The sequence below is a fragment of the Paracoccus sp. (in: a-proteobacteria) genome (assembly GCF_030604785.1).
Classification (GTDB): Bacteria; Pseudomonadota; Alphaproteobacteria; order Rhodobacterales; family Rhodobacteraceae; genus Paracoccus.
Map to the genome: position 1 here is coordinate 25,508 of NZ_JAUVVF010000010.1, position 26,147 is coordinate 51,654.

General features: G+C 68.7%; 28 protein-coding genes. 13 read left to right on the forward strand and 15 right to left on the reverse strand.

Annotated features, from left to right (window positions below):
- Positions 1-33: 33 nt before the first annotated feature.
- A complete protein-coding gene (locus QAR72_RS05180) occupies positions 34-216 on the reverse strand; it encodes a hypothetical protein (RefSeq protein ID WP_304616304.1) in 183 nt (60 codons plus the stop codon).
- Positions 217-555: 339 nt separating this feature from the next.
- On the opposite strand from QAR72_RS05180, the gene QAR72_RS05185 reads away from it, so the two are divergent.
- From QAR72_RS05185 to QAR72_RS05200, 4 genes are all read left to right on the forward strand, one after another.
- Positions 556-1,500: a DMT family transporter gene (locus tag QAR72_RS05185; RefSeq protein ID WP_304616305.1), complete on the forward strand. Its 945-nt coding sequence runs from the start codon at positions 556-558 to the stop codon at positions 1,498-1,500.
- Between the two features lie 70 nt (positions 1,501-1,570).
- On the forward strand, positions 1,571-2,584 hold the full coding sequence (locus tag QAR72_RS05190) for an aldose epimerase family protein (RefSeq protein WP_304616306.1): 1,014 nt from the start codon (positions 1,571-1,573) through the stop codon (positions 2,582-2,584).
- Between the two features lie 49 nt (positions 2,585-2,633).
- Positions 2,634-4,295, forward strand: a complete 1,662-nt coding sequence (locus QAR72_RS05195) for a sensor histidine kinase (protein WP_304616307.1) — start codon at positions 2,634-2,636, stop codon at positions 4,293-4,295.
- A gap of 3 nt (positions 4,296-4,298) precedes the next feature.
- A complete protein-coding gene (locus QAR72_RS05200; RefSeq protein ID WP_304616308.1) occupies positions 4,299-5,030 on the forward strand; it encodes a response regulator transcription factor in 732 nt (243 codons plus the stop codon).
- Here the strand turns inward: QAR72_RS05200 and QAR72_RS05205 are convergent.
- Positions 5,015-5,575, reverse strand: coding sequence for a phosphoribosyl-AMP cyclohydrolase (locus tag QAR72_RS05205; RefSeq protein WP_304616309.1), 561 nt, complete (start codon positions 5,573-5,575; stop codon positions 5,015-5,017). The two genes, QAR72_RS05200 and QAR72_RS05205, sit on opposite strands and share 16 nt — an antisense overlap.
- Before the next feature lie 284 nt (positions 5,576-5,859).
- Here QAR72_RS05205 and otnI point away from each other — a divergent pair, with 284 nt between their 5' ends.
- On the forward strand, positions 5,860-6,666 hold the full coding sequence (gene otnI, locus QAR72_RS05210) for a 2-oxo-tetronate isomerase (RefSeq protein ID WP_304616310.1): 807 nt from the start codon (positions 5,860-5,862) through the stop codon (positions 6,664-6,666).
- Positions 6,667-6,717: 51 nt separating this feature from the next.
- Here the strand turns inward: otnI and QAR72_RS05215 are convergent, their stop codons facing one another.
- From QAR72_RS05215 to QAR72_RS05245, 7 genes are all read right to left on the reverse strand, one after another.
- The gene (locus tag QAR72_RS05215) at positions 6,718-7,635 is read right to left on the reverse strand and encodes a hypothetical protein (RefSeq protein WP_304616311.1); all 918 of its coding nucleotides are present in this window, start codon (positions 7,633-7,635) and stop codon (positions 6,718-6,720) included.
- A 43-nt stretch (positions 7,636-7,678) separates the two neighbouring features.
- Positions 7,679-7,984: a hypothetical protein gene (locus QAR72_RS05220; protein WP_304616312.1), complete on the reverse strand. Its 306-nt coding sequence runs from the start codon at positions 7,982-7,984 to the stop codon at positions 7,679-7,681.
- A 180-nt stretch (positions 7,985-8,164) separates the two neighbouring features.
- Positions 8,165-9,157 carry a LacI family DNA-binding transcriptional regulator gene (locus QAR72_RS05225; RefSeq protein ID WP_304616313.1) on the reverse strand — a complete coding sequence of 331 codons (993 nt, stop codon included), beginning with the start codon at positions 9,155-9,157 and terminating at the stop codon, positions 8,165-8,167.
- Positions 9,158-9,236: 79 nt separating this feature from the next.
- Entirely contained in the window at positions 9,237-9,455 is a 219-nt protein-coding gene (locus tag QAR72_RS05230) for a hypothetical protein (protein WP_304616314.1), read from the reverse strand.
- A 118-nt stretch (positions 9,456-9,573) separates the two neighbouring features.
- Complete coding sequence (locus QAR72_RS05235) at positions 9,574-10,467, reverse strand: NAD(P)-dependent oxidoreductase (protein ID WP_304616315.1); 894 nt, start codon at positions 10,465-10,467, stop codon at positions 9,574-9,576.
- The gene (locus QAR72_RS05240; RefSeq protein ID WP_304616316.1) at positions 10,464-10,961 is read right to left on the reverse strand and encodes a gluconokinase; all 498 of its coding nucleotides are present in this window, start codon (positions 10,959-10,961) and stop codon (positions 10,464-10,466) included. The genes QAR72_RS05235 and QAR72_RS05240 overlap by 4 nt, the downstream gene beginning before the upstream one ends.
- Positions 10,958-11,713: an SDR family oxidoreductase gene (locus QAR72_RS05245; RefSeq protein ID WP_304616317.1), complete on the reverse strand. Its 756-nt coding sequence runs from the start codon at positions 11,711-11,713 to the stop codon at positions 10,958-10,960. The genes QAR72_RS05240 and QAR72_RS05245 overlap by 4 nt, the downstream gene beginning before the upstream one ends.
- Positions 11,714-11,815: 102 nt before the next feature.
- Between QAR72_RS05245 and QAR72_RS05250 the strand changes: the two genes are divergently transcribed.
- Together QAR72_RS05250 and QAR72_RS05255 are read left to right on the forward strand one after the other, a co-directional pair.
- A complete protein-coding gene (locus tag QAR72_RS05250) occupies positions 11,816-12,766 on the forward strand; it encodes a 2-hydroxyacid dehydrogenase (RefSeq protein ID WP_304616318.1) in 951 nt (316 codons plus the stop codon).
- A complete protein-coding gene (locus QAR72_RS05255) occupies positions 12,766-13,794 on the forward strand; it encodes an L-idonate 5-dehydrogenase (RefSeq protein ID WP_304616319.1) in 1,029 nt (342 codons plus the stop codon). The genes QAR72_RS05250 and QAR72_RS05255 overlap by 1 nt, the downstream gene beginning before the upstream one ends.
- A 62-nt stretch (positions 13,795-13,856) precedes the next feature.
- On the opposite strand, the gene QAR72_RS05260 is transcribed toward QAR72_RS05255, so the two are convergent.
- The 6 genes from QAR72_RS05260 to QAR72_RS05285 all read right to left on the reverse strand — a co-directional run bounded on the left by QAR72_RS05260 (position 13,857) and on the right by QAR72_RS05285 (position 20,027).
- Positions 13,857-14,828: a DctP family TRAP transporter solute-binding subunit gene (locus tag QAR72_RS05260; protein ID WP_304616320.1), complete on the reverse strand. Its 972-nt coding sequence runs from the start codon at positions 14,826-14,828 to the stop codon at positions 13,857-13,859.
- Positions 14,829-14,855: 27 nt separating this feature from the next.
- Positions 14,856-16,136, reverse strand: coding sequence for a TRAP transporter large permease subunit (locus QAR72_RS05265; RefSeq protein ID WP_304616321.1), 1,281 nt, complete (start codon positions 16,134-16,136; stop codon positions 14,856-14,858).
- Between the two features lies 1 nt (position 16,137).
- Positions 16,138-16,596, reverse strand: a complete 459-nt coding sequence (locus QAR72_RS05270; protein ID WP_304616322.1) for a TRAP transporter small permease — start codon at positions 16,594-16,596, stop codon at positions 16,138-16,140.
- 353 nt (positions 16,597-16,949) lie between these two features.
- Complete coding sequence (gene arsJ, locus QAR72_RS05275; protein ID WP_304616323.1) at positions 16,950-18,188, reverse strand: organoarsenical effux MFS transporter ArsJ; 1,239 nt, start codon at positions 18,186-18,188, stop codon at positions 16,950-16,952.
- Entirely contained in the window at positions 18,185-19,192 is a 1,008-nt protein-coding gene (locus QAR72_RS05280; RefSeq protein ID WP_304616324.1) for an ArsJ-associated glyceraldehyde-3-phosphate dehydrogenase, read from the reverse strand. The genes arsJ and QAR72_RS05280 overlap by 4 nt, the downstream gene beginning before the upstream one ends.
- A gap of 4 nt (positions 19,193-19,196) precedes the next feature.
- Positions 19,197-20,027 (reverse strand): metalloregulator ArsR/SmtB family transcription factor, encoded by an 831-nt coding sequence (locus QAR72_RS05285; RefSeq protein ID WP_304616325.1) that lies wholly within the window; start codon positions 20,025-20,027, stop codon positions 19,197-19,199.
- A 110-nt stretch (positions 20,028-20,137) separates the two neighbouring features.
- Here QAR72_RS05285 and QAR72_RS05290 point away from each other — a divergent pair, with 110 nt between their 5' ends.
- The 6 genes from QAR72_RS05290 (at position 20,138) to QAR72_RS05315 (ending at position 26,115) form a co-directional block, all read left to right on the forward strand.
- Positions 20,138-20,803 carry a GntR family transcriptional regulator gene (locus QAR72_RS05290; protein ID WP_304616326.1) on the forward strand — a complete coding sequence of 222 codons (666 nt, stop codon included), beginning with the start codon at positions 20,138-20,140 and terminating at the stop codon, positions 20,801-20,803.
- A gap of 72 nt (positions 20,804-20,875) precedes the next feature.
- The gene (locus tag QAR72_RS05295; RefSeq protein ID WP_304616327.1) at positions 20,876-21,439 is read left to right on the forward strand and encodes a biotin transporter BioY; all 564 of its coding nucleotides are present in this window, start codon (positions 20,876-20,878) and stop codon (positions 21,437-21,439) included.
- Positions 21,436-22,407 carry a biotin synthase BioB gene (gene bioB, locus QAR72_RS05300; RefSeq protein WP_304616328.1) on the forward strand — a complete coding sequence of 324 codons (972 nt, stop codon included), beginning with the start codon at positions 21,436-21,438 and terminating at the stop codon, positions 22,405-22,407. The genes QAR72_RS05295 and bioB overlap by 4 nt, the downstream gene beginning before the upstream one ends.
- 85 nt (positions 22,408-22,492) lie before the next feature.
- Entirely contained in the window at positions 22,493-23,749 is a 1,257-nt protein-coding gene (locus QAR72_RS05305) for a glycerate kinase type-2 family protein (protein ID WP_304616329.1), read from the forward strand.
- A 195-nt stretch (positions 23,750-23,944) separates the two neighbouring features.
- Positions 23,945-24,658: a tellurite resistance TerB family protein gene (locus tag QAR72_RS05310; protein ID WP_304616330.1), complete on the forward strand. Its 714-nt coding sequence runs from the start codon at positions 23,945-23,947 to the stop codon at positions 24,656-24,658.
- A gap of 41 nt (positions 24,659-24,699) precedes the next feature.
- Positions 24,700-26,115, forward strand: coding sequence for an alkaline phosphatase D family protein (locus QAR72_RS05315; RefSeq protein WP_304616331.1), 1,416 nt, complete (start codon positions 24,700-24,702; stop codon positions 26,113-26,115).
- The last annotated feature ends 32 nt before the right edge of the window (positions 26,116-26,147 follow it).

Sequence of the window (26,147 nt, forward strand, 5' to 3'; positions counted from 1 at the left end):
CGGGCTTGTCATGTTCTGTCAGGCCGTCGGGGACTAGCCGCCCGAGCGTCGGGACAGTCCGAACACCGCCGAGGTCTGGCCAAAGGGCAGCCAGCGCCGTCGGGCCGCCATCAGGAACAGGACCAGCCCGGTCGCGGCAAGCGCCATCCCGGTGCCGGTCTGCCCTCTCTGGATCAGCGGCAGGGCGATCAGCATGATTGCAAGCCCCGCGACCATTCCGCCGGGCTGGCGGCAACAGCGCGCGCCGCAGTTCGCACAGGTCGCGCAATCCGGATCGGCTTCGTGGCCGCAGCAGGTGCAATACATCGCGCTCTTCCTAACGATCGGCGGGCGAGGCCCCGATCGGGGACCGGACAGCGCCCGATTCCGGCATGATTCCAAACTGAACTGAACAGTTCGTAAACTCAGAGATAACCCGAGGTTGCGTGATGATGCAACCCGCCTCGGTCCGAATGACGCGCGGGCAGGCGCGCCGTGACGGGCGGCGACGGTCAGGGGATTTACACGATCTGCAATTTCTGCCTAGGTCGCGCGCATCGAACAGGGACGCGCGACGTGACATCCGGCACCTCCTCTCCGCTTCGGGGCATCTTGCTGAAATGCGCCTCGGTCACGGTCTTCACGATCATGGCGGCGCTGATCAAGGCCACATCCGGCCCCGAAAGCGGCGTGCCGCCGGGCCAGCAGGTGTTCTTCCGCTCGATCTTTGCGGTGCCGGTCATCCTGGCTTGGCTGGTCTGGCGGCGCGAGTTGCGCGAGGGGCTCTATAGCCCGCGACCCTTGGGGCATGTCTATCGCGGGCTCGCGGGCACGGCGGCGATGGGCTTCGGCTTCTGGGCGCTGGCGCTGCTGTCGCTGCCCGAGGCGACGGCGATCGGCTATGCCTCGCCGCTGCTGGTCGTCATCTTCGCGGGCATGTTTCTGGGCGAGGATGTGCGCGCCTTCCGCCTGGGGATGGTCGCTCTGGGGTTGTGCGGGGTGCTGGTCGTGCTGTCGCCGCAACTGCGCGCAGGGGTGGGCGAGGCCGATCCGCTGCGGCTTCTGGGCGCGATGGCGGCGCTGACCGGGGCGATCTGCGCGGCGCTGGCGATGATCTTCGTGCGCAAGCTGGTCCGGTCCGAGCGCACCTCGGCCATCGTCTTCTGGTTCTCGATCACCGGTTCGGGACTGTCGCTGCTGACGCTGCCCTTCGGCTGGGTGCTGCCCGACGGGCGGACGCTGGTGCTGCTGGTGATGACGGGGCTTCTGGGCGGGGTGGGGCAGATCCTGCTGACCTCGGCCTATCGACATGCGGATGCCTCGGTGGTCGCGCCCTTCGACTATGTGTCCATGCTGCTGGCCGTGGCGATCGGCTGGTGGTTCTTTGCCGAGGTCCCGGGCCTGCCGGTGATCCTGGGATCGGCCCTCGTGATCGTGGCAGGCATCATGATCATCTGGCGCGAGCGGCGGCTGGGGCTGGAACGCGCGAGCCAGCGCAAGGCCAGCACACCGCAGGGATGACGCGATCGGGGCTTGCCTGACGGCTGGCTTCGGCATCAGATCGGGCTGCCCCGGCCATGGACCCTTACCGATGACGCAGAATCCCCTTGCCGACCAGACGACGCCCGCCGAATTCGGCACCCTTGCCGACGGCCGCAAGGTCGAGGCCGTGACCCTGACCGGCGGAGGCCTGCGCGCGCGGGTCCTGACGCTTGGCGCGACCGTTCAGGATCTGCGGCTGGACGGCGTTCCCCATCCGCTGGTGCTGGGCTGCGAGACGCCCGATGCCTATCTGGGGCCGGGCCTCTATCTGGGCGCGATCGTCGGGCGCTTTGCCAACCGCATCGGCGGGGCCGGCTTCCTGCTGGACGGGCGCGCGCATGTGCTTGACGCCAATTTTCTGGGCCGCCACATGCTGCATGGCGGCAGCGAGGGCACCCACAGCCAGATCTGGCGGATCGAGGCGCTCGAGGCGTCCTCGGTCACGCTGTCCCTGTCGCTGCCCGACGGGCATATGGGCTTTCCGGGTCGGCTGGACATCGTGGCGCGGATCGCGCTGGCGGACCGGACGCTGCGCATCGCGCTGGAGGCGCGGACGGACAAGGCCACCCCCTGCAGCCTGACGCATCACGGCTATTTCGATCTGGACGGGCTGGGCTCGATCCGCGACCACCGGCTGAGGATCGCGGCGCAGCATTACCTGCCCGTCGATGCCGAGATGATCCCCGACGGCCGGATGCTGCCCGTCGCGGGTACGCCCTTCGATTTCCGCGCCGACCGGCCGGTCGGGCAGGCCGGGGCGCTTGATCACAATTTCTGCCTGTCGGACGGCCCCGTGCCGATGCGACCCGTGGCCTGGCTGACCGGCCGCAGCGGGCTGACGCTGGAGGTGCAGACCGATTGCTGCGGGCTTCAGGTCTATGACGGGGCGCATTTCGACGGGATGGCGGGGCTGCAGGGCCGCCGCTACGGCCCGCATGCCGGCATCGCGTTCGAGGCGCAGCACTGGCCTGACGCGCCGAACCGGCCGGGCTTTCCCGATGCGATCCTGAGGCCGGGCGAGATCTGGCGCTCATGCACGGAATATTGTCTGACGCAGGCGTGACCCCTTGCCCGATGGCCGGGCATGGACGGCGCGCCCGGATCGGGCGAACATGCCGGGGGTGCAAGAGGCGGCGATGATGGGGCGCAGGGCGGGCCGCAACCGGCGGCGCGGCAGTTACGGATTTCGGCTTCAGATGGCCTTTGCCGCGCTGGCGGGGCTGGCGCTGCTGATGGCGGTGCTGGGCTGGCATATCCTGCGCGAGGCCGAGCATCGCGTCCTGCGCGGGCGCATCGCCAGCGACATCTATACCACGCTGCTGATGTTCGCTGAGGACAAGACCGAGCTGCGCAACTGGAGCTATCGCCGCATCCTGGGCCAGCCAGCCCCGCCCGAAACGCGTGAGGCCCTGATTGACCGGCTGGAGGCGCATCTGGCCGATTACAGCGCCTTGGCGCAGGAAGCCCGCAACGCCGACGCTTCGCGCGCCAAGCCGGCTGCGGAATCCGAGGCCCGCGACCGCACAAGGGCGTTGCTGGCGGCGGCGCTTGACCGGCTGGATGCGGAAACCGGCGCGCTGCTGCCCGCGCGGCCGAGGGCCGAGGCCGTGGCGATCCAGCGCATCGACCGCCAGTTCGACGGCCAGTTCGGCGACATGGCTGAGGCCGACCTGCCCGCGCTTCTGGCGCAGAGCCTTGCGGCGGAACGCGCGGCCCTGGACATGGAGCGGCTGCGCGCGGATGAGGGTCTGGCGGGCGCGCGGCGTCTGTTCCTGATCGCGGCGGGCAGCGGTGTGGCGGGCAGCCTGGCGCTGGCGCTGTGGCTTGTGTCGCGTCTGCGCCAGCCCTTGCGGCGGATCGAGCAGGGGCTGGGCGCCTATGCGCGGGGCGATTTCAGCCACCGCTTCGGCGGCTTCCGCGACCGCGAATTCGTCCGGCTGGGCCGCCAGCTGAACGTGATGGCCGCCGAGGTCACGCAGAACCGCCAGCGCGAGGCGCTCTTTCGCGGCCAGCTCGAGGATGCCGTGCAGGCCCGCACCGGCGAATTGCAGCGCGCGCTGGAGGAACTGGCGGCCTCGGAACAGGCGCGCCAGCAGCTTGTCGCGGATATCGGCCACGAACTGCGCACGCCCGTCACCGTGATCCGGGGCGAGGCGCAGGTGGCCCTGCGCGCCCCGGATGCCGACACGCCGCGTGCCGCGCTGGCGCGCATCGTCGAGGTGACGCGGCAGATGGGCCGCCTGATCGAGGATCTGCTGACCTTCGTGCGCGACCCCCGCGGCCCGCTATCGGTCGATCTGCGCCCCGTCGCGCTGGATGCGGTCCTGTCGCGCGCGGTCGAGGGCGCGCGCAGTCAGGGCGCCGCGCGCAAGGTCAGCGTGGATTTCGGTCCGCCGCCCCCCGACTGCCTTGTGCTGGCCGATCCCGACCGGCTGCACCAGATCGTCGCCGCGCTTCTGGACAATGCGGTGCGCTACTCCCATCCCGGCGGCCGGGTCGCGGTCGCGCTGTCGCAGGGCCCGGCGGCGGTGACGCTGCGCGTGTGCGACGAGGGAATCGGCATCGCGCCCGACGAGCTGGCGCAGGTCTTCACGCGGGGCTGGCGGGGCAGGGCGGCGCGGCTGCATCGGCCCGACGGGCTGGGCCTCGGCCTCTCGATCGCGCAGGATCTGGCACAGGTGCAGGGCGGGCGGCTGGTTCTGGGGCCGAACCGCCCCGCCGGGGTCGAGGCGGTGCTGACGCTGCCCCGGCCGCCTCTGCAGGAAAGGGGTTAAGGCATGGACATCCTGCTGATCGAGGACGATCCCCGCGTGGCCGATTTCCTGATGCGCGGCCTTCAGGCCGAGGGCTATGCCGTCCAGCACCGGTCCTGCGGCCGCACCGGGCTGGCCGCCGCCGAGGGCTTTGCCCGCGATTGCCGGGCGCGCGGCGCGCCGGGCGTGGTGGTTCTGGACGTGCTGCTGCCGGGGTTGGACGGGCTGTCGCTGTGCCACGCTCTGCGCCAACGGGGCCATGACGTGCCGATCCTGATGCTGAGCGCGCTTGGCGAAAGCCATGAGCGCACCGACGGCTTGCGGCGCGGGGCCGACGATTACCTGCCCAAGCCCTTTGATTTCGACGAATTGCTGGCCCGGATCGAGGCGCTGATGCGCCGCGCCGCCCGTCCGCTGGACCGCGCCCCCCCGAGGATCGGCGCGGTCGTTCTGGATCGCCGCCTGCCTGCCCTGCGGCTTGGCGCCGACGAGGTGGCGCTGACCGCGCGCGAGCTGGCGCTGATCGAATTGCTGCTGGCGGCGCGGGGCGCGACGGTCAGCCGCGAGCGCATCCTGGCGCGCGTCTGGCAGGCCGACCGCGACCCCTTGACCAATGTGGTCGATGTCTATGTCAGCCGCCTGCGCCGCAAGCTGGCGGGTCTCGACCCGAGGCTCCGCATCCTTGCGGTGCGGGGCCTCGGCTATCGCCTGCCCCTGCCCGAAGGCGGGGCGGACGACGATCACTCGGCGCTGTAGGGCAGCGAGGAATGGTGCAGGACGATCCGCAGGTCGCCCGCCTCGTCGCGCTTGAAGCCCCAGGTCTTGTCCACCGTCGTCACGGCGCCGTCGGGGCCGGTGATATGGACATTGCCCATCGTCAACGCGGTGCTGCCGTTGATGAAGATCGCGGCGTTCTCGATCTCGACATCGGTCCAGCCCTTCAGCGCAAAGCCCTCATCATCGGCAAAGCTGTCGTCATGGCCCACGAAATAGGCCAGCGCGCCTTCGCGCGTCGTCCGGAAGGTCTGCGGCGCCTCGGTCAGGGTCGGCTTGAAGAGGACCGGCCCCAGATCATAGCCATAGGCCGCGTCCAGCACGGCTTCGGCCGTGGCGCGAGCCTGGTCGATCCCGCCCTCGGCGAAATCGGTCGAGATCTGCACCAGCGCCTGGCCCCATGCCTCCTGCGCGGCCTCGACTTCGGCCTGGGTGATGGCGGCGTCGATCTTGGTGGCGGTTACGGCCAGCGCGGCACCGGGCAGGGCCATGAACGTGGCGCCAAGGGCGAGCATGCGAAGGGTCATCTTGTTTCTCCTCTGTCGGCCCGCAGCCTGTCTGCGGGGATAGGGAGGAGATGGGCGCCGGGCCTGAAGCCTGTCTGATCTGAACATGAACGGAAGATGAAAAGGGCGGGCCGCGCGGTCGGTCGGGGCTTGCGGCGATCATGCGAAAGCGTCTTCTATCCGTCATGGAACGGCGCGAGAGAGAGGCGACAGGATGAGGCCGAGATGACAGCTTCGGGGCATCATCAATCCCGTGCCGCGCCGCCCTGTGCCCTGCGCGGCAGGCTGCGGCAGGCGGGGGTCCGATGACGCGGATCGCGGCCAACCTGTCCATGCTGTTTCCCGATGCGGCCTTCCTTGACCGGTTCGACCGTGCTGCCGCCGCCGGTTTCGAGGCGGTCGAATGCCTTTTTCCCTATGACCATCCGGTCGAGACGCTGCTGGACCGGCTGCGCCGCAATGGACTGCGCCTGACGCTGATCAACGCGCCCGCCGGGAACTGGGCAGCGGGCGAGCGCGGCTTTGCCGCCTTGCCGGGCCGCCAGCCCGAGTTCCGCGAGAGCGTCGCGCGCGCCCTGCATTACGCGACGGCTCTGGGCTGTCCGCGCATCCATGTCATGTCGGGCATCACCGCAGGCCAGCTCGACCCTGCCGCCTGCGAGGCGGTCTGGCTGCAGAACATGCGTGCCGCCGCAGACATGGCCGCCGGCGCCGGGCTGTCGGTCAGCATCGAGCCGCTGAACGACCGGGACGTTCCGGGCTATTTCCTGTCGCGTCAGGATGCGGCTCTGGCGCTGATCGGGCGGCTGGACCGCCGCAACGTCTCGCTGCAATTCGACGTCTACCACACCCAGATCATGGAGGGCGACATCATCGCCCGCATCCGGCGCCTGCGTGGCGCCTATGGGCATGTGCAGATCGCCGGCGTCCCCGACCGGCACGAGCCGGATCAGGGCGAGCTGAACTATCCCGCCATCTTCGCCGCCTTTGATGCGGCGGGCTTCGACGGCCATCTCGGATGCGAATACAATCCGCGCTGCCTGACCGAGGACGGCCTGTCATGGGCGGTCCCCTATCTGCGGACCGCGCGGGGGGGCGGGGCGTCGCTGTAATCCCTCGGCCGGATGCGCGGGGCGGCCATGCCGCCCGGCGCTTCGGTTCCGTCAGGCCGCGATGGGCTTTTCCGTTACCAGCTGGTCGGCAGGAAGCGGCTCTCCGTTCAGCAGCTTGCCGATGATCCGCGTCGAGGCGGGGTCGGCATCCAGCGTCGAGGTTACGTCGATGGCCAGGATGTTGAAGTCGATGGACTGATCGACCCGCAGCATCCCCCGGATCGAGGCGACCCCCTCGGCCGGGTTGGCGGGATCGGCGCCGAAGTTCATCGCGTCGTCACCGGCGCTTCCATATTGGTTGATCCAGGAACAAATCGTGCCCGCATCCGCCGAATGGCGCGTCTTGCCGTTCACGGGATGCTCGAAATTCGCCTCGCTTACGCCCTTCAGCCGGATCTTCGCCGAATAAGGCGAGGTCAGCGCGCTGCGATCGGCAAGGACCAGCAGCTTGTAGGCCCGGCCCTGCGGCACTTTCAGCGGAATGCTGGCGGTGAAGGTCTTGACCTCGGTCCGGGTGACGGCCTGCGACTCGGTCCAGGAATAGGCGTATTCGAAGGACAAGGTCGTGACCGACGAGACCTCGACCAGCTTGATCGTGCCTTTGGCGGTGATCTCCTCGGACAGGCTGGTCTTGACCGAATGGGTCTGGCTTTTCGTGGTCGCGACCGTGTTCGTGACCTGCCAGCTCAGCGTGTTGGTGGCCGGTGAATCGTTCAGCAGGCCCGCACGGTTGTCCAGCGTGGTGGACAGCGCCAGATCCTTGGTGCGGTTGACGCTGGCCTGACCGGTTTCAAAGACTAGATCGGTGACGAGGCTGTCGGTCAGCCCGCCGAACAGGCCCGGCGAAGTGTCGGGGCCCTGCCGGAACCAGCGCCCCGCCACCGGGTCGCTTTCGGTCTGAAGCCGGTTCTGCCACGCGTCGATCAGGTAGGCCCCGATCACGTTGGTTTCCAGATATTGCAGTGTCATGGTTGCTCTCTCCCTGTCATCGGCCCCGGCGGGGCCTGGCTCGTCACGAGATGTCGATCAGGCCCAGATCATTGTTCAGCGTCGTGCCGCTGATGTTGTAATGCGCGACCGAGGTGTTGCCCTTTTCATAGAGAAAGGCGCGCTTGGCCTCGTTGTCGGTTCCCCAGACGACGAAGGCGTGCATGTAGACCATCGAGCCGTCCGGCACGCCCAGATCGCCGGGATCGCGCGTATCGGTGAAGCCCAGGGTGATGTCGTGGCCCTGGCTGGTGAGCTGCTTGTTGCCCTCGTCATCCAGATAGCTGAACTGGATGCGCGTCACGAAGCCGCCCGAATTCTTCAGCGACATCTTTCCGATCTTTTGCAGTGGCATGGCCTTCTCTCCTGTCAGATGCGGCGGCTGCGCCGCGGTTGCCCGAGGCAGGACCCTTGTCCCGCCTGCAACCCGAGATTGCCCGATAGGATTGAAAGCTCGTGTTACGCACGAAACAGCACGCGCCATTCGTGCGCACTTTTCGTCAGGGCGCGATCAGGCGCCCGTGCTGGCGCGCGGCAGCAGGCCGGGGGTGATGGCGACGGTGGCGGGTTCGGTCAGGGTGCCGTCCAGCGCCTGAAGGATGAGCGTCGCGGCCTCCAGCCCGATCCGCAGCGGGAAGGGGTTCACCGTGGTCAGCGCCGGCACGCAGATCGGGGCGATTTCGTATTCGCCGAAGCCCGCGATGGCCACGCGGTCCGGCACCGCGATGCCGCGCCGCTGGCATTCGGTCAGTGCGCCGAAGGCCGACAGGTCAGACACGCAGACGACCGCATCCGTGTCGGGCATCCGCAGCAGCAGCTCGGCCATCGCCGCCGCGCCTTCGGCCATCGAGATGGGTGGCGTTCCCGCATCGACCAGCCGGGTCGCCTCCAGCCCGTGGCGCTGCATCGCGGCCACGAAGCCGCGCCGCCGGTCAAGGCCGCGCGTATCGCGCGCCGCATCGCCGCCGATGAAGGCGATGCGCGACCGTCCCTGCGCGACAAGGTGATCGACCAGCCCGCCCACCGCCGCCGCGTTGGAAAATCCCACCACATGCCCGATGGGCCGGGCGGGCAGGTCCCAGATCTCGACCACCGGGATGGCGGCCTTTTCCAGCAGGGCGCGCGCCCGGTCTGTATGAGTGCCGCCGGTGACGACCATCGCCTCGGGGCGGCGGCGCAGAAGCTGGGCGATCAGCTGTTCCTCGTTGGCGACGTCGTAATCGGTGTAGCCCAGCAGGATCTGCAAGCCCCGCGCGCGCAGCCCGTCGGACAGGCCGCGCACAGTATCGGCAAAGTTCGCGTTGTTGATCGAAGGGATCGTGACCGCCACGAAATCGCTGCGTTGCGACCGCAGCGCCGAGGCGGTGCTGTCGAAGACATAACCCAGCTCGTCCGCGGCGCGCAGCACCGCCGCCCGCGCGGCCTCGCTGACCGAGCCGTCGGCCTTGAAGGTCCGGCTGACGGTCATGGGCGACACCCCGGCCAGCCGGGCAATGTCGATCATCGTGGGCGCGCGGCGCGGCAAGTCCTCATGTCCCCCGTTGGGTCTTTCCCCATCTATGGACAGGATCGGAAACGGCTTTTCAAGCGGTCAACTCATGGTCATGGGCAGTGGTGACGTGATGATGAATGCGCCCGTCGAAGAAGCGCGCCAGAACGGCCTCGGTCGCGGCCTTGGCGCGGGTGCGGGCCGGGCTGGCCAGCGCGGCCTCGACGGCGGGCAGATCGGGATAGCTGATCGCCAGGATCATCGGGATTTCGGGCGCGCCGTCGTCGCGGAATTCGGCAAAGCTGACGCGCACGGCCAGGGCGCCCGGAAAACTTTTCCATTCCGGCAGGACCTCGGACAGGATCGCCGCACGGAAGGCGTCCCCTGCTGCCCCTCGTGGACGCGCCCCTCGAACAGGGCGTAGCGGGTGATCATCGCGTGGGCTCCTTGGCCAAGGGGTTCGGGAAGAATTCCATCAGCGCGGCCTGATCCTCGGCCCCCAGCCCGCGCGCGGTCAGCAGGCGGTGGATTTCGGCGCAGAGCGCCGTCAGGGGCATCGGCGTGTGGCTGGCGCGAGCCAGATCCTGCGCGCCGTTCAGGTCCTTGACCATGTTGTCGATGCGGCCCGTGGGCCGGTAATCGCGCGCCGCGAAGCGCGGCATGTATTCCTGCAGGATCGCGCTGTCGGCCCGCCCGCCCGCAAGGGCCGAGGGGATGCGGGCGGCGTCCACGCCCGCGGCCTCGGCCAGGGCGGTCGCCTCGGCCACGGCGAGAAAGTTCAGCCCGCAGAGGATCTGGTTGATCAGCTTCGTCGTCTGTCCTGCACCCGCATCGCCCATCCGGGTCTGGTTCGAGGCGACGCGGGCCAGCACCCCCTGCGCCTCGGCCACGTCCTCAGGGCTGCCGCCCTGCATCAGCGTCAGCTGCCCGATGGCCGCCTTGGGCGCGCCGCCCGAAAGCGGGCTGTCCACCCAACGCAGCCCGCGTTCGGCCGCGTCGCGGGCCAGCGCCTGAGTGGCATGGGGGTCGATCGAGGACATGTCGATGATCAACGCACCGGATGCCGCCCCCTCGGCCACGCCGCCCGGCGCGAACACCGCCGCTCGCACGATGGACGGGGCGTTCAGCGACAGGATCACGGCGCGCGCGCCCGTCGCGGCCTCGGCCGCGCTGGCACAGGCGGTGGCGCCAAGGGCGGACAGAGGCTCAAGGCGCGCCGGGTCCAGATCGAAGACGCGCAGCACGGTGCCTGTCTGCGCCAGCCTTGCGCCGATGGCGCCGCCCATGGCTCCCGCGCCGATCAATGCGACTGGGGTCTGGCTCATGCGTCCGGTCCATGCAGTTCGGCCGCAGCGATCGCCACCAGGTCGGCCAACGGCAGGGTGATGTCCAGCGGCACGGCCTCGTCCCGGCCGGGCGGTTCGAGCGTGGCGAACTGGCTGTCCAGCAGGGCAGGGGGCATGTAATGGCCCTGCCGCGCCTGCATTCGTGCCGCGATCACCTCTCGCGGCCCGGTCAGGTGCAGGAAATGCACGCGCCCCCCAGCGCCGGCCCTCAGGCGGTCGCGATAGGCGCGCCTGAGCGCCGAGCAGCCCACGATCACCGGCGCGCGCGCGTTCAGGGTCTGCGCCACAAGGTCCAGCCACGGCCAGCGGTCCTCATCGGTCAGGGGAATACCTGCCGCCATCTTGGCGACATTGGCCTCGGGGTGCAGATCGTCGCCGTCCAGATAGGGGATGCCCAGCATCTGCGACAGTCCCGTCCCCAGGCTGGTCTTGCCGGTCCCCGAAACCCCCATAATCACAACGCGCAGGCTCATAGCGAGGCCGTGATGCCGCCATCGACATAAAGGACGTGGCCGTTGACGAAACTGGCCGCGTCCGAGGCCAGAAAGACGCAGGCGCCGACCAGTTCCTCGACCCGGCCCCAACGTCCTGCGGGGGTGCGCTTTTCCAGCCAGGCGCAGAAATCGGCATCGGCCACCAGCGCGGCGTTCAGCGGCGTGTCGAAATAGCCCGGCGCGATCGCGTTGCATTGCAGCCCGTGGCGCGCCCAGTCCGTCGCCATGCCCTTGGTCAGATTGCCGACCGCGCCCTTGGTCGCCGTATAGGGCGCGATCGAGGGTCGGGCCAGCGCGGTCTGGACGCTGGCAATGTTGATGATCCGCCCCCGGCCGCGCCCGATCATGTGCCGCGCGACCGCCTGACCGACATTGAAGACGCTGGCCACATTGGTCTGCAGCAGCCGCTGAAAGGCGTCGGCGGGAAAATCCTCCAGCGGGGCACGGAACTGCATGCCCGCATTGTTCACCAGGATGTCGATGGCGCCGTGATCTGCCTCGAATGCGTCGATGGCCCGGCGCGCGGCGGCGTGGTCGGTCACGTCGAAGGGCAGGGCGCGCGCGCCCTCGATCACGGCAACGGCCTCGGCCAGCCGGGCGGGATCGCGCCCGTTCAGCACCACCTCGGCCCCTGCCTCGGCCAGCCCCCGCGCCAGCGCCAGCCCGATCCCCTGCGACGACCCCGTGATCAGGGCCCGGCGCCCGGTCAGATCGAATAACGGGTTGGTCATGGCGGCCTCGGTCGCGTTTGGTGATGGACAAGCAGCGTGCCGGCCGACTATGGTATCGTTATCATACACTGTCAAGCACCATGGCGCCATGCCGGAGGAAAGATGACCCGTCCCGAAATCCTGCAGATCGGTCCCTATCCCGAATGGGACCAGCAGCCGCTGGACCAGATGTTCACCATGCACCGGCTGTTCGAGGCAGAGGACCGCCAGGCATTTCTGGCCCGCCATGCGCCCGATGTGCGTGGCATCGCCACGCGGGGCGAAATGGGCGCGGATGCCGCGCTGATCGCCGCCTGCCCGCGGCTGGAGATCATCAGCGTCTATGGCGTGGGCACGGATGCGGTCGATCTGGGCGCGGCGCGGGCGCGCGGTGTGCGGGTGACGAACACGCCCGACGTGCTGACCGAGGATGTGGCGGATCTGGGGGTCGGCATGGCGCTGGCCTTGGCGCGCGGCATGATCGGAGCCGAGGCCTGGGTGCGCGACGGATCCTGGCAGATGCGCGGCGGCTATCCTCTGCAACGGCGGCTTTGGGGCAAGCGTGCGGGGATCCTGGGCCTGGGCCGGATCGGCATGGCCGTCGGGCGCAGGCTGGCGGGCTTCGGCATGTCGATCGCCTATTCCAGCCGCACGCCGAAGGCCGATGCCCCTGAGGGCTGGAACTTCGTGCCCGACCCGGTGGCGCTGGCCGAAGGGTGCGATCTGCTGGTCATGGCGCTGGCCGCCACGCCGGACACGCGCCATATCGTCGATGCCCGCGTGATCGAGGCGCTTGGTCCCGACGGCATGCTGGTCAACATCTCGCGCGCCGCCAATCTGGACGAGGAGGCGCTGCTGGACGCGCTGGAGGCGGGCCGCATCGCCGGCGCCGCGCTTGATGTCTTCGAGGGCGAGCCGGCCCTGAACCCGCGCTTCCTTGCGTTGAAGAACGTCGTGCTGCAACCGCATCACGCCAGCGGCACGCACGAGACGCGCCGCGCGATGGGCCAGCTTCTGCGCGACAATCTGGAGGCTCATTTCGCGGGCCGCCCGCTTCTGTCCGAGGTGTCGTGATGCGCGCGCTTGTCATCCACGCCGCCCATGACCTGCGGATCGAGGATCGCCCCGATCCGGTGCCCGCGCCGGGGCAGGTGATTTTGCGGCTGGAACGCGGGGGGATCTGCGGATCGGACCTGCATTACGCCAATCACGGCGGCTTCGGCGCGGTGCGCCTGCGCGAGCCGATGATCCTGGGGCACGAGGTTTCAGCCCGGGTCAAGGCGCTTGGCCCGGGGGTCGAGGGGTTCGAGCCGGGGCAGCTTGTCGCTGTCTCGCCCTCGCGGCCCTGCGGGAATTGCCGCCCCTGCCGCGAGGGATTGCCGAACCATTGCATGAACATGCGCTTTTACGGATCGGCCATGCCCTATCCGCATGTGCAGGGCGCGTTCCGCGAATTGCTGATCGCGGATGCCGCGCAATGCGTCGATGCGACGGGCCTTGGCGCCGGCGAGGCCGCGATGGCCGAGCCGCTGGCAGTGGTGCTGCACGCGACGCGGCGCGCGGGGAACCTGCTGGGCGCGCGGGTTCTGGTGACCGGATGCGGGCCGATCGGATTGCTGGCGATCCTGGCCGCGCGGCGGGCGGGGGCGGCGCAGATCGTGGCGACGGACCTGTCGGATTTCACGCTGGCCATGGCGCGGCGGGTGGGGGCTGACACGACCCTCAATCTGGCGCAGGACCCCGAGGCGCTGCTTCCCTACGCGGCGGACAAGGGCCAGTTCGAGGTGCTTTACGAATGTTCGGGCGCGGCGCCCGCGCTGGCTGCCGGCATTGCCGCGATGCGGCCGCGCGGGGTGGTCATGCAGCTGGGACTGGGCGGCGACATGACGATCCCGATGATGGCGCTGACCGCCAAGGAATTGGACCTGCGCGGCAGCTTCCGGTTCCACGAGGAATTCGCCACAGGCGTCTCGCTGATGCGGCAGGGGCTGATCGATGTCTCGCCGTTGATCACCCACGACCTGCCGCTGGACCGTGCGACCGAGGCTTTCGCGCTGGCATCGGACCGGAGCAAGGCCATCAAGGTGCAGCTGACCTTCTGAAGCTGCCCCGAAGGAAGAAAAAGGGGGCCGCGTGGCGGCCCCCTGTGGCGTGACCACCCGTTTCAGCGGCTGGTGATCGCGGTGACGATGGTGTCGCCGTTCTCGGCGATGAAATTGTCCCAGACCGGGCGCACGACCTCCTGGAAGGCGGCGACATCGACATCGCGGTTGATGGTCATGCCCTTCGAGGCGAGATCGGCCAGGATCTCCTCTTCCCGCTCTTGCGCCAGGTCGCGCTGCATGGCGACGGCTTCGGCCGCGACCTCAAGGACCAGCGCCTGCTGTTCCTCGGACAGGCCGTTGAACTTGTTGAGGTTCATTGCCAGCGCCAGCGCCGAATAGGCGTGCTGGGTCAGCGAAAGATAATCCTGCACCTCGTCGAACTTGAAGCTCTGGACGATGCCGATCGGGTGGTCCTGCGCGTCCACGACCCCGGTTTCCAGCGCGGTGTAAAGCTCGGCCACGGGCAGTTGCTGCGGGGTCGCGCCCAACAGCTGGAACATGTCGCCAAGCGCCTTGGAGTTGTTGACCCGCATCTGAAGCCCCGCCACATCCTCCGGCGTGGTGATCGGGCCGCGATTGTTGGTCATGTTGCGATAGCCGTTCTCGGGATAGCCCAGCATGTGCAGGCCGTGCGCGTTGAACTGCGCGCCGATGCCCTGACCGATCTCGCCGTCCAGAACCGCATAGGCATCCGCGCGGGTCGGGAACATGAAGGGCAGCTCGAAGGCGCCCGCCTCGGGGACAAGGCCGGTCAGGTTGTTCAGGCCCGTCATCACCACGTCGATGATGCCCGACCGAGTGCCGTCCACCATCGCCGCATCATTGCCAAGCTGGCCCTGCGGGAAGATGGTCACGGTGATCTCGCCGCCGCTGCGTTCCTCCAGCTGCTCCTTGAAGAACAGCGCCAGGTTCTGCTGCAGGTCGGTCTCGGGCGCGGCATGGGCCAGACGCAGTGCGGTCTGGGCCTGGGCGGCCAGCCCGGTCAGGGACAGGGCCGCGACCAGCGCGGTGGTGCGGAAAATGGTCTTCATGTCGGTCTCTCCTCCCTCAAGGTATCGTCAGCCGCCCATGATGCGGGCCGGCACGGTGATCAGTTCCGGAAACAGGATGAACAGCCCCAGCAGCACGACATAGCCGAGGATGAAGGGCGCGACGCCCCGCACGGCTTGGCTGACCGGCACCCGGCCGACGCCGCAGACGACGTTCAGCACCGTGCCGACCGGCGGCGTGATCAGCCCGATCGAGCAGTTCAGGATGAACATCAGGCCGAAATAGACCTCGTCTATGCCCGCCATGCGGACCACCGGCATCAGCAGCGGCACCAGGATCAGCACGGTGGGCGACAGGTCCATGACCATGCCGACCGCCAGCACCAGCAGCATGATGACCAGCATCAACAGGCGCGGATTGTCGATCAGCGGCGCCAGCATCCCGGCCAGCTGCTGGGGCAGTTGCGCCACCGTGATCAGCCAGGCCGCAACCATTGCCGCGCCGACGAGGAACATCACCATCGCCGTGGACCGGCCCGCCTGGATCAGCACGTCGACAAGGCCCGCAAAGGTCATCTCGCGATAGATTACGGTCGAGATGAGGATCGCATAGACCGCCGCGACCACGGCCGCCTCGGTCGGGGTGAAGGCGCCCGAGCGGATGCCGCCGATGATGATGACCGGCAGAAGCAGCGCCCAGAACCCTTCGCGCAGCGCCTTCCAGCGTTGGGCGGCGCTGGCGCGGGGCAGAACGTCAAGTTCCTCTTTGCGCATCAGGAAGGTCCAGATTGCCGTCAGCATCAGGCCCATCATCAGCCCCGGCACGATGCCGGCCAGAAACAGCTTGGCGATCGAGATGTTGCCCGCCACGCCCACAAGGATCAGCGGCAGCGAGGGCGGGATGATCGGCGCGATGATCCCGCCCGATGCCAGCAGGCCCAGGCTGCGCCCCTCGGGATAGCCCGCCTTGCGCATCATTGGATAGAGGATCGAGACCAGCGCCGCCGCATCCGCCACGGCCGAGCCCGAAAGCCCCGCCAGCACGATGGCCGTCAGGATCGCCACATAGCCCAGCCCCCCGCGCCGGTGCCCGACCAGAGCCATGGCCAGCGCGACGATCCGCGTGGACAGCCCGCCGCGTGACATGACCTCGCCGGCGACCAGGAAGAACGGGACCGCCAGCAGCGGAAAGCTGTCGACCCCGTTGATCAGGGACTGCGCCAGGATGTCGGCACTGAACAGGTTCATGTGGACCATCAGCGCCATCGACGACAGCAGCAGCGCGAATGCCACCGGCAGGCCGGCGAGGATGCCCACGAACAGCACGCCGAGGAAAAGGGCCAGCGTCATCTCAATGCTCCTCGGCGCGCCTGGCCGAGGGGCCGGGATCTGGGCCGAAGATCCGGACCAGCGCGATCGCGGCCATCAGCCCCCCCGAGGCGACGCCCGACAGATACATCAGCCCCGAAGGCAGGTCGGTCAGCTGAGAGATGTTGTTCCAGTTGGCCAGCGTCTGCCGCCATGCGCCCACGAACAGCATCAGCACCGCGACCAGCACCACCGCCCAGCAGATGCGCCGCAGGATCGGCACGAAGCGCGGCATGACCGCCTCGGAGAATTCGGACAGTTGCAGATGCTCGCCCCGGCGCAGCATCACTGCCGCGCCCAGCATGGCGACCCAGACGAACCACAACCGCGACAATTCGATCGTGACACGCAATCCGCTGGAGAACCCGTAGCGCATGACGACATTCGCGAAGACGAGCACGATGAGCGCCGCCAGCAGCAGGGCCATGACAAGGTCGATCATACGCCAGAAGGCCCTCGCCGCCGCGCTGATGCCTGGATGCATCTGATTCCTCCGTCAACAGGTAGAGAACTCCTGTTCATCCGGATACATGATAACGATACCATTTTCTCTGTCAATTATCTGTTTGGCAGGCCGAATTATGATTAAACAACTGATAAATAATGCTCTTTAGCAGGAGAAAGTGTGGTGCCGAGATTTTGCGGCCGAGTGAATCCAGCTTTCTGCTGCTGGGTTTCCCAAGCGCGTGAGGAAGCCGGGCTGGAGGTAAATGCCGTCAGAGACCGGGCTTGGTCGTGCATGGATCAGATTGGGCAAGATGTTCCGCCTGACCGTCTCCGCTGCTTGGCGTAGACTTAGGCTCTGGCGAGGCGGCGCATCGCCCACCAGCTTGCCGCCGCCATCGCGCCCGCCGTGGCCAGGCAAAGCGGCAGGCCGCCCCACTGATAGGACAGCCCCGAAAGAAGCGTGCCGATCAGCCTCCCTGCCGCATTGGCCATATAGTAGAACCCGACATCGCGCGTGATCCGCTCGGCCTGCCCTAAGGCCAAGATCAGGTAGGAATGGGCCGAGGAATTCAGCGCGAAGACATAGCCGAACCCCAGAAGCCCTGCGACCAGAAGGCCGGTCAGCCAGGGCGCGGGCTCGCCCGCGATCCACACGGCCGCCGCCAGCATCAGGGGGATCGGCACCAGCCGGCCCGCCCACCGGATCGCGTCGCGGGTAACCGCATCGTCCGGGCGGCCCGCGCCGCCCAGGATGCGTGGCGCTGCCGCCTGCACCGCGCCGTAGAGCATGATCCAGATCGCCATGAAGCCGCCGGCCAGAAAGAAGGCCTCGCGCCGGCCTTCGGCGGTGCCGTCCGACAGGACAGCCTGAAAGTAGATCGGGATGCCCACCACGAACCACACGTCGCGCGCCCCGAACAGGAACAGCCGCGCCAGCGACAGCCGGTTCACGCGCGGATCGGCCGAGCGCCAGCCCGACCAGCGATCCGCGCCCTTCATCCTCCCCGGCAGGCCCGGCGGCAGGAACAGCGCCACCGCCAGCAGGATCGCGGCCAGCACGGCCGCCATGCCCCAAAGCGCCGTCTTGAACCCCGCCAGCGCCAGCAGCGCCGCGCCAAGGAAGAAGCCCAGGCCCTTGACCGCGTTCTTCGATCCGGTCAGCGCGGCGACCCACCGGAAGAGGCCGCCCTCCGCGGCAGGCGCCAGCACCTTGACCGCCGATTTCGACGACATCTTGGCCAGATCCTTGGCCACGCCCGAGGCCCCCTGAACCGCCATCACGAAGACGACCGAGGCCGTGAGGGACCATGCCGGATCCAGTTGCGCCAGCGCCGCCAGGGCCGCGATCTGGATGCCCAGCCCCGCATAAAGCGTGGCCGCCAGCCCGAAGCGCGCCGCCAGCCAGCCCGCGCCCAGATTGGTGACGATGCCCGCGACCTCATAGAGCAGGAACAGCCAGGCCAGTTGCAACGGCGAGAATCCCAGCCCGTTGAAATGCAGCAGGACCAGCATCCTGAGCGCGCCGTCCGACAGCATGAAGGCCCAATAGGCCGCCGTCACCGCCGCATAGGCGCGCAGACCGTTCATGCCATGCGGCCCGCGATCATGCGCGCGATATCGACCAGGCGGCAGGCATAGCCCCATTCGTTGTCATACCACGCATAGACCTTCACCTGCGTGCCGTTCACGACCATGGTCGAGCCCGCGTCCACGATACCGCTGCGCGGGTCGTTGATGTAATCGGTCGAGACGAGGGGCCGCGTCTCGTAGCCCAAAATGCCCCGCAACGGGCCTTCGGCGGCGGCGGCGGCGAACAGGGCGTTGACCTCGGCCGCGTCGGTGGGGCGTTCGACCTCGAAGACGCAGTCGGTGAGCGAGGCGTTCAACAGCGGCACCCGCACGGCGTGGCCGTTCAGGCGGCCGGCCAGTTCGGGATAGATCAGCGTGATCGCTGTGGCACTGCCCGTCGTCGTCGGGATCAGGTTCATCAGCGCCGAGCGCGCGCGCCGCATGTCCTTGGCGGGGCGGTCCACGATGGTCTGCGTGTTCGTCACGTCGTGGATCGTCGTGATGGACCCGTGGCGGATGCCCAGCCCCTCGTAGATGACCTTGACCACAGGGGCTAGGCAATTCGTCGTGCACGAGGCCGCCGTCACGATGCGCTGGCTGCCATCGTAAAGGTCGTGGTTGATCCCGTAGACCAGGTTCAGCGCGCCCCCGTCCTTGACCGGCGCGCTGACCACGACCTTTTGCACCCCCGCCGCGAAATAGGGGGCGATCGTTGCTTCGGTCTTGAAAACGCCCGTCGCGTCGATGACCAGATCGACGCCGTCCAGCGGCAGGGCCTCGATGCTCTTTTCGCGGGTCAGCGGGATGCGGTGGCCATCAAGGACCAGCGCGTCGCCATCCGCCGCGACGGGGACGGGCCAGCGGCCATGCACGCTGTCGAATTCCATCAGCAGCGCGTGCTGTTCCGCATCGCCCGCCGCATCGTTCAGCAGCACGATCTGGCCGCCAAAGCCTTGGTCGATCAGGCGGCGCAGCGCCAGCTTTCCGATCCGGCCAAGGCCGTTCAGCGCGATCCGTGTCATGGGGTCAGTCCTTTGCCAGTTCCGAGGCGTCGATCTGATCGACCCGGTCCTGCAACGAGATCCGGTCGAGGCTGGCCACGGGCAGGGCCGCGAAAGCCTCGATCCGGCGGAGCAGCGCGCCATAGGTCCGGGCAAAGACGAGACCCTTTTCGGCATCCGTCCCCTTCGCCTTGACCGGATCGGGCAGGCCCCAATGGCCGGTGATGGGCTGGCCCGGCCAGGGCGGGCATTCCTCGGCCGCCGCAGTGTCGCAGACGGTGAACACGAAATCCATCACCGGTGCGTCGGGCGCCTGGAATTCGGACAGGTGCTTCGAACGCAGCGCGCCGGTATCGTGGCCGTTGCGGTCCAGTACCTCCAGCGCGAAGGGGTTCAGCTGGGTGCCGGGTCGCGTTCCCGCCGAATGGGCGACGAACTTGCCGGCCCCAAGATCGCGCAGCAGCGCCTCGGCAAAGATCGAGCGGGCGGAATTGCCCGAGCAGATGAACAGCACGTGATAGGCGGAATCCGACATGGGCTTGTCCTTGATGAGAGGCGCCAGCAGGCCGGGCCGCGCCCGCCCCAGATCCAGCGCCAGGTAGCTCAGCAATGCCTCGGTCATGTCCAGATCGACCGAGTAGAACAGCGACCGCCCCTGCCGCTGAACCGCGACCAGTCCCGAGGCTGTCAGGTCCGCCAGGTGGTGTGACAGCGTGTTGGGCTTCAGGCCAAGCGCCTGCGCGATCTCGGTCGGGCGCGCCCCGCGCGGGGCAAAGCGCATCAGCAGGGCAAAGACCGCCAGACGGCCGGGATGGCCAAGCGTGGCAAAGGCATGAGCAGCGCGATTCTGTTCCATGATTCCGGAATAACGGAAATGATGAGAGGCGCCAGTGAAGTTTCCATGACGGTTTCATGGCGCACAGGCGGACGATGGACCTGCCAAGGGCGGCGGATTATCCATGCGCCATGAAACACAAGCCTCAGGACACAATCGCGGTCCGGATCGCCCGCGTGCTGGCGGATCGCATCATCACCGGCGCCATCCCGCCCGGCGCGCCCTTGCGTCAGGATCACGTCGCGGTCGAGTTCGGCGCGAGCCACGTCCCGGTGCGTGAGGCGTTCCGCCAGCTGGAAGCGCAGGGCCTTGCGGTCAGCGAACCGCGCCGGGGGATGCGCGTGACCTCGTTCGATGTCGAGGAGCTGCGCGAGGTCGCCGCGATGCGCGCCGCGCTGGAGGTTCTGGCCCTGCGCCACGCCGCCCCGCGGATCACGCCCGCCGTGCTGGAAGCCGCCGCCGAGGCGAACCGCGCCGCCGAGGCGGCCAGCGAGGTGCGCGCATGGGAAGAGGCAAACCGCCGCTTTCACCGTCTGCTGCTGGCGCCCTGCGCGATGCCGCGGCTGATGTCGTCCATCGACAGCCTGCATCTGGCCAGCGCGCGCTTCCTGTTCGCCGCATGGCGCAGCCAATGGGAAAAGCCCACCGATCAGGAGCATCGGGCCATTCTGGCTGCGCTGCGGCGGGGGCAGACCGATCTGGCCTGTTCGGTGCTGGCCAAGCATGTCGGCCGGATCAGGGGGCGCAGCCCGCAAAACAAGTTCGACAAAACAGAATCATACGCGATTATCGGCTGATTATCTATAATCTGGATTGTCCGATTCAGCGGCCTCTGCCTATCCATAGATAAAGCAGAGGAGAGACTTCGCATGACGACACAGACGATTATCGGCCGGGCGGGTCTGCGCGGGCTGGCGCGGCCTTTTGCGATGGCATTCGGGCTGGCGGCGCTGATCACGCTGGCGGCCAAGGTGCAGGTGCCGTTCTGGCCGGTGCCGATGACGCTGCACACGCTGGCGGTCATGGCAATCGCGGCGCTGGCTGGGCCGCGTCTGGCCGTGGGCGCGATGCTGGCCTATCTGGGTCTTGGCGCGGCGGGACTGCCGGTCTTTTCCGGCACGCCCGAACGCGGGCTGGGGCTGGCCTACATGGTCGGGCCGACCGGCGGCTATCTGGCGGGCTACCTGCTGGCGGCGGGGCTGGTCGGCTGGCTGGCACAGGGCGCCGGCATGATGCGGCAGGGTCTGGCGATGCTGGCCGGGCTGGCCGTGGTCTACGGCCTCGGCGCGGCATGGCTTGCGCTGTTCGTGCCGGCCGACAAGGTCCTGGCGGCGGGCGTTCTGCCCTTCCTTCTTGGCGATCTGGTCAAGATCGTGGTGGCGGTAATGATCGTGTCGCTGTGGGCACGTGCGCGCGGGGCGCGGCGGGCATGATCCGCACCGACTGGACGCTGGAGGAGGCGCGCGCGATCCATGCGCTGCCTCTGCCCGACCTGATGCACCGGGCGCAGACCCTGCACCGCACGCATTTCGATCCCAATGTGGTGGAGCAGGCCAGCCTGCTCAGCATCAAGACCGGCGGCTGCCCCGAGGATTGCGGCTATTGCTCGCAAAGCGCGCATCACGACACGGGCGTCAAGGCGGGCAAGCTGATGGATGTCGAGGCCGTGCTGGCCTCGGCCCGGCGCGCCAAGACGGCTGGGGCGCAGCGGTTCTGCATGGGGGCGGCCTGGCGCAGCCCCAAGGACCGCGACCTTGATGCGCTTTGTGCGATGGTCCGCGGCGTGCGCGATCTGGGGCTGGAAACCTGCATGACGCTTGGGATGCTGACCCCCGCCCAGGTGACCCGGCTGCGCGAGGCGGGGCTGGATTTCTACAACCACAACATCGACACCTCGCCCGCCCATTACGACCGCATCGCCACGACGCGGACGGTGCAGGACCGGCTGGACACGCTGGACCATGTGCGCAAGGGCGGCATCCGTCTGTGCTGCGGCGGCATCCTCGGGATCGGCGAGACCGAAGAGGACCGCATTGCCATGCTGGTCCTGCTGGCCAATCTGGAACGCCATCCTGAAAGCGTGCCGATCAACCTGTGGCAGCCCATCGCCAACACCCCGGTCGAGGGCATGGCCGAGCCGGTCGAGCCCTTCTCGCTGGTCCGCGCGGTGGCGCTGGCGCGCATCCTGATGCCGCAAAGCGTGGTGCGCCTGTCCGCAGGCCGCACCGGAATGAGCGACAGCCTGCAGGCCCTGTGCTTTCTGGCGGGCGCGAACTCGATTTTTCTGGGCGACACGCTGCTGACGACCGAGAACCCGGCCTCGTGGCAGGACGCGGATCTTTTGGCGCGGCTGGGGATGCGCAGCGACGTCGCGCAGCGGCCCTGCACCGAACCGGCCTGACCGCCCCTGCTGGCAACGGCCTGCCCCGGTGCTATGGTGGTCCGTGGCAGGCGACCAAGGGCGGTCGTGTGGCGCAGGGGGCAGGATGACGGGTGATCAGGCGCAGGCGCTGTTGCGCGCGATGTTCGATGCGGCGGTGGCGGCCGCAGACCCGGCCCGCGTTCTGGCCGTGCATCTGCCCGAACCGCCATCGGGGCGCTGCATCGTGGTCGGGGCAGGCAAATCCGCCGCCGCCATGGCCGCGGCTTTGGAGGCCGCGTGGCCGGACCAAGCCCTGTCAGGGCTGGTCGTGACACGTCACGGGCATGTCGTGCCGACGCGCCGGATCGAGGTGATCGAGGCGGCCCATCCGGTGCCTGACGCGGCCTCGGAGCAGGCGGCACGCCGCATCCTGGCGCTGGCGGACGAGGCCGGGCCTGACGATCTGGTGCTGGCGCTGATCTCGGGCGGCGGCTCGTCCCTGATGGTTGCCCCCCGCGCGCCCCTCACCCTGGACGACAAGATCGCGGTGAACCGGCTGCTGCTGCGCTCGGGCCTGACGATCGAGGACATGAACCGTATCCGCCGCCGCCTGTCGGACATCAAGGGCGGCGGGTTGGCGCGGGCGGCGCATCCGGCGCGGGTGGTGACGCTGGCCATATCGGACGTGCCGGGCGATGACCCGGCCGCGATCGCATCGGGCCCGACAGTGCCGGACCCCTCGGCCGGGGACGATCTGGCGCCGCTGGTCGCGCGGCTGGGACCCGATCTGCCGCAGGCGGCGCGCGACCTGCTGCTGGCACTGCCCGCGCCCGGCCAGACTTTCGACACCGATTATCGCCTGATCGCCACGCCGCAGATGTCGCTTGAGGCCGCCGCCCGCGTGGCGCGGCAGGTTGGCGTGACCCCTGTCCTGCTGGGCGACGCGCTGGAGGGCGAGGCCCGCGAGCTTGGCACCGTCATGGCCGGCATCGCGCGGGGCGTGGCCGATCATGGCACGCCCGCGCCCGCGCCCGCCGTGCTGATCTCGGGCGGCGAGACCACCGTGACCATCGGCGACGGCCCGGCCGGGCAGGGCGGGCGCAACACCGAATTCCTGCTGTCGCTGGCCGTGGCGTTGCGGGGGCATCCGCGCATCCATGCCTTGGCGGGCGATACGGACGGCATCGACGGCACCGAGGATGCGGCGGGCGCTCTGATCGGGCCGGACCTGCTGCGGCGCGCGGCGGAGGCCGGGTTGCAGCCGCGCGCGATGCTGGAGGCGCATGACAGTTATCGGCTGTTCGATGCGACGGGCAGCCTGATCCGCACCGGCCCGACCCTGACCAACGTGAACGATTTCCGCGCCGTTCTGATCGGCTGAGCGCGCGGACGCGCCGTTGGCGCACGGGGCCGGACCTGCGGCGGCGTTGGCATTGTCCCCTATCGGCCAAGTCAGCCGATCCAGGCCTCGGGCCGCGCCGTGTCACAAGATCGTGGCAACGGGGCGGGGATCTTGAAAAGATGCGAACTTCTGCCGATCTGCCTGCAAGACGGAACCCATTTTCAAGGAAAACCCATGTTTGATGCTCGGCGCCTTCTGGATCAGGTGATCGGCGCGCTACCGGCCGAGGTGAAGAATGGCGGCATCGCCGAGATGGCGCGGCGCGGGGCGGACGCGCTGCCCGGGGGCACCGGGTCGGGGCTTGTGCCGGGGGCGCTGGCCGGCGGCGTGCTGGGCCTGATCGCGGGCAACAAGCGCGCGCGCAAGTTTGCGACGAAATCGGCTGGGACGGCGCTGAAACTAGGCGGGTTGGCCGCCATCGCGGCGGTGGGCTACACCGCCTGGCAGCGCCATCGCGGTGGCGCCGCGCAGGGGCTGATGCTGCCGCCGCCCGACAGCGGCTTTGCGCCCGAACGGGCCCCGCAAGGGGCCGAGGATCTGGCGCGCGGGGTGCTGGTTGCGATGATCCAGGGCGCCAAGGCCGACGGACATGTTGATGCCGAGGAACAGGCCCGCATCTTCGGCCATATCGAGGCGCTGGCGCTGGATTCCGAGGCCAAGGCCTTTGTCATGGATGAGCTGGCCGCGCCCGCCGACGTGTCGCGGGTGACTGCCTATGCCCGGTCGCCCGAAACCGCGACCGAGCTTTATGCCGCCGCCTTCATGGCGATGGACCCGGACACGCCGGCCGAACGGGCCTTTCTGACGCGCCTGCAGACCGGCCTGTCGCTGGACCCGGACCTTGCCGCCCATGTCGAGGCCGCCGTTCAGGCCGAGCTGCGCGATTGAGCGCGGCCAAAGCGGCGGGGGACGGCGCGCGTCCCCAAGGCATGCCGGCGCCCTTTGGGCCGGTCCTGCTGTTTCGCGGCCTCGCGGATGACCGGCTGTCGCTTTCGGCGCTGATCGGCCACCCCGAGGACGCGCCGCCCCCCGCGCTGCACAGCGCCTGCGGCGCGGGGCGCTACTGCGCGCTGATGCGGATCGACGGGCTGGTCATCGCGCGGATCGATTTTGCGCTGCCCGTCACCGAGGGGGCGGCCGCATACCGGCTGGACGGACGGGATCATCTGGTCGTCACCCGGCTCGACGGCGATCTGCGGATGGCCTTCGTCTCGTGCAACGGGCAGGAGCACGGCGATTTCGACCGCCCCGAGGCGCAGCGCAATGCGATGTGGTCGCGGCTGGTGGCCGATCATGCCCGCCAGCCCTTTGCGCTGCTGCTGCATGGCGGCGACCAGATCTATGCCGACGAGGATGTGAAATCCCATCCCCTGACGCGGGACTGGCCCGACCGCCTGCCGCGCGAGGTGACATCGGCCGAGTTGCTGCACCTCGAAGCCGCGCTCAGGCGGGCCTTTGTCGCGCGCTACACGCGGCTTCTGGCCTCGGACGCGGTGGCGCGGATCTCTGCGATGGTGCCGTCGCTGTCGATGTGGGACGATCACGACATCTGCGATGGCTGGGGTTCGCTTGAACGCTCGCGCGGTCGGTCGGCCATCGGGCAGATCGTGTTCCGCATCGCGCGCGAGATGTTCCTGCTGTTCCAGCATGGCGCAATCGAGGCCGACATTCCCGACCTTTTCGCCGATCGCTCGGGCGCCGCGCTTGGCTGGCATCGCCGGCTGCCGGGCTTCGATCTGATCGCGCCCGATCTGCGGTCCGAACGCGGGCGGCGGCAGATCATGGGGCCGGGGGGCTGGTCGCTGATGGAATCGCTGCGTGACGCGCGCCCGCAGGGCCATGTCTTCCTGATCTCAAGCGTGCCGCTTCTGGGGCCGCGCCTGTCGCTGGTCGAGCGCGTGATGACGCTGATCCCCTCGATGCAGAAATACGAGGACGATCTGCGCGACCAGTGGCAGAGCCGCGCGCACCGGCAGGAATGGCGACGGATGCTGTCCCTGTGTCTGGACGTGATGGACGAGGCGCCGATGACCGTCCTGTCGGGCGAGATCCATCTGGCCGCTCTGGCGCGGATGCGGGGCAGGGGGCACGACCTGATCCAGCTGATCGCCTCGGGGATCGCGCATGACGCGCCGCCGCAGGGCTATGCGCGGGGCCTGGGTCTTCTGGCCGGTCTGGGCGAGGCGCCCTTGCCCGGCCATCCGATCCGCATCGGGCGCCTGCCCGGCCAGCGGGGCCGCTATGTGGCCGAGCGCAATTACCTGACGCTGGAGCGCCGCGAGGGGAAATGGTCGGCTGAATGGGAGCTGGAGCTATCGGGCCGCACGGCCCCGGTCGCCTTGTAGCACGGCGCGGCAGGGGTGCCGCGCCGGCGCAG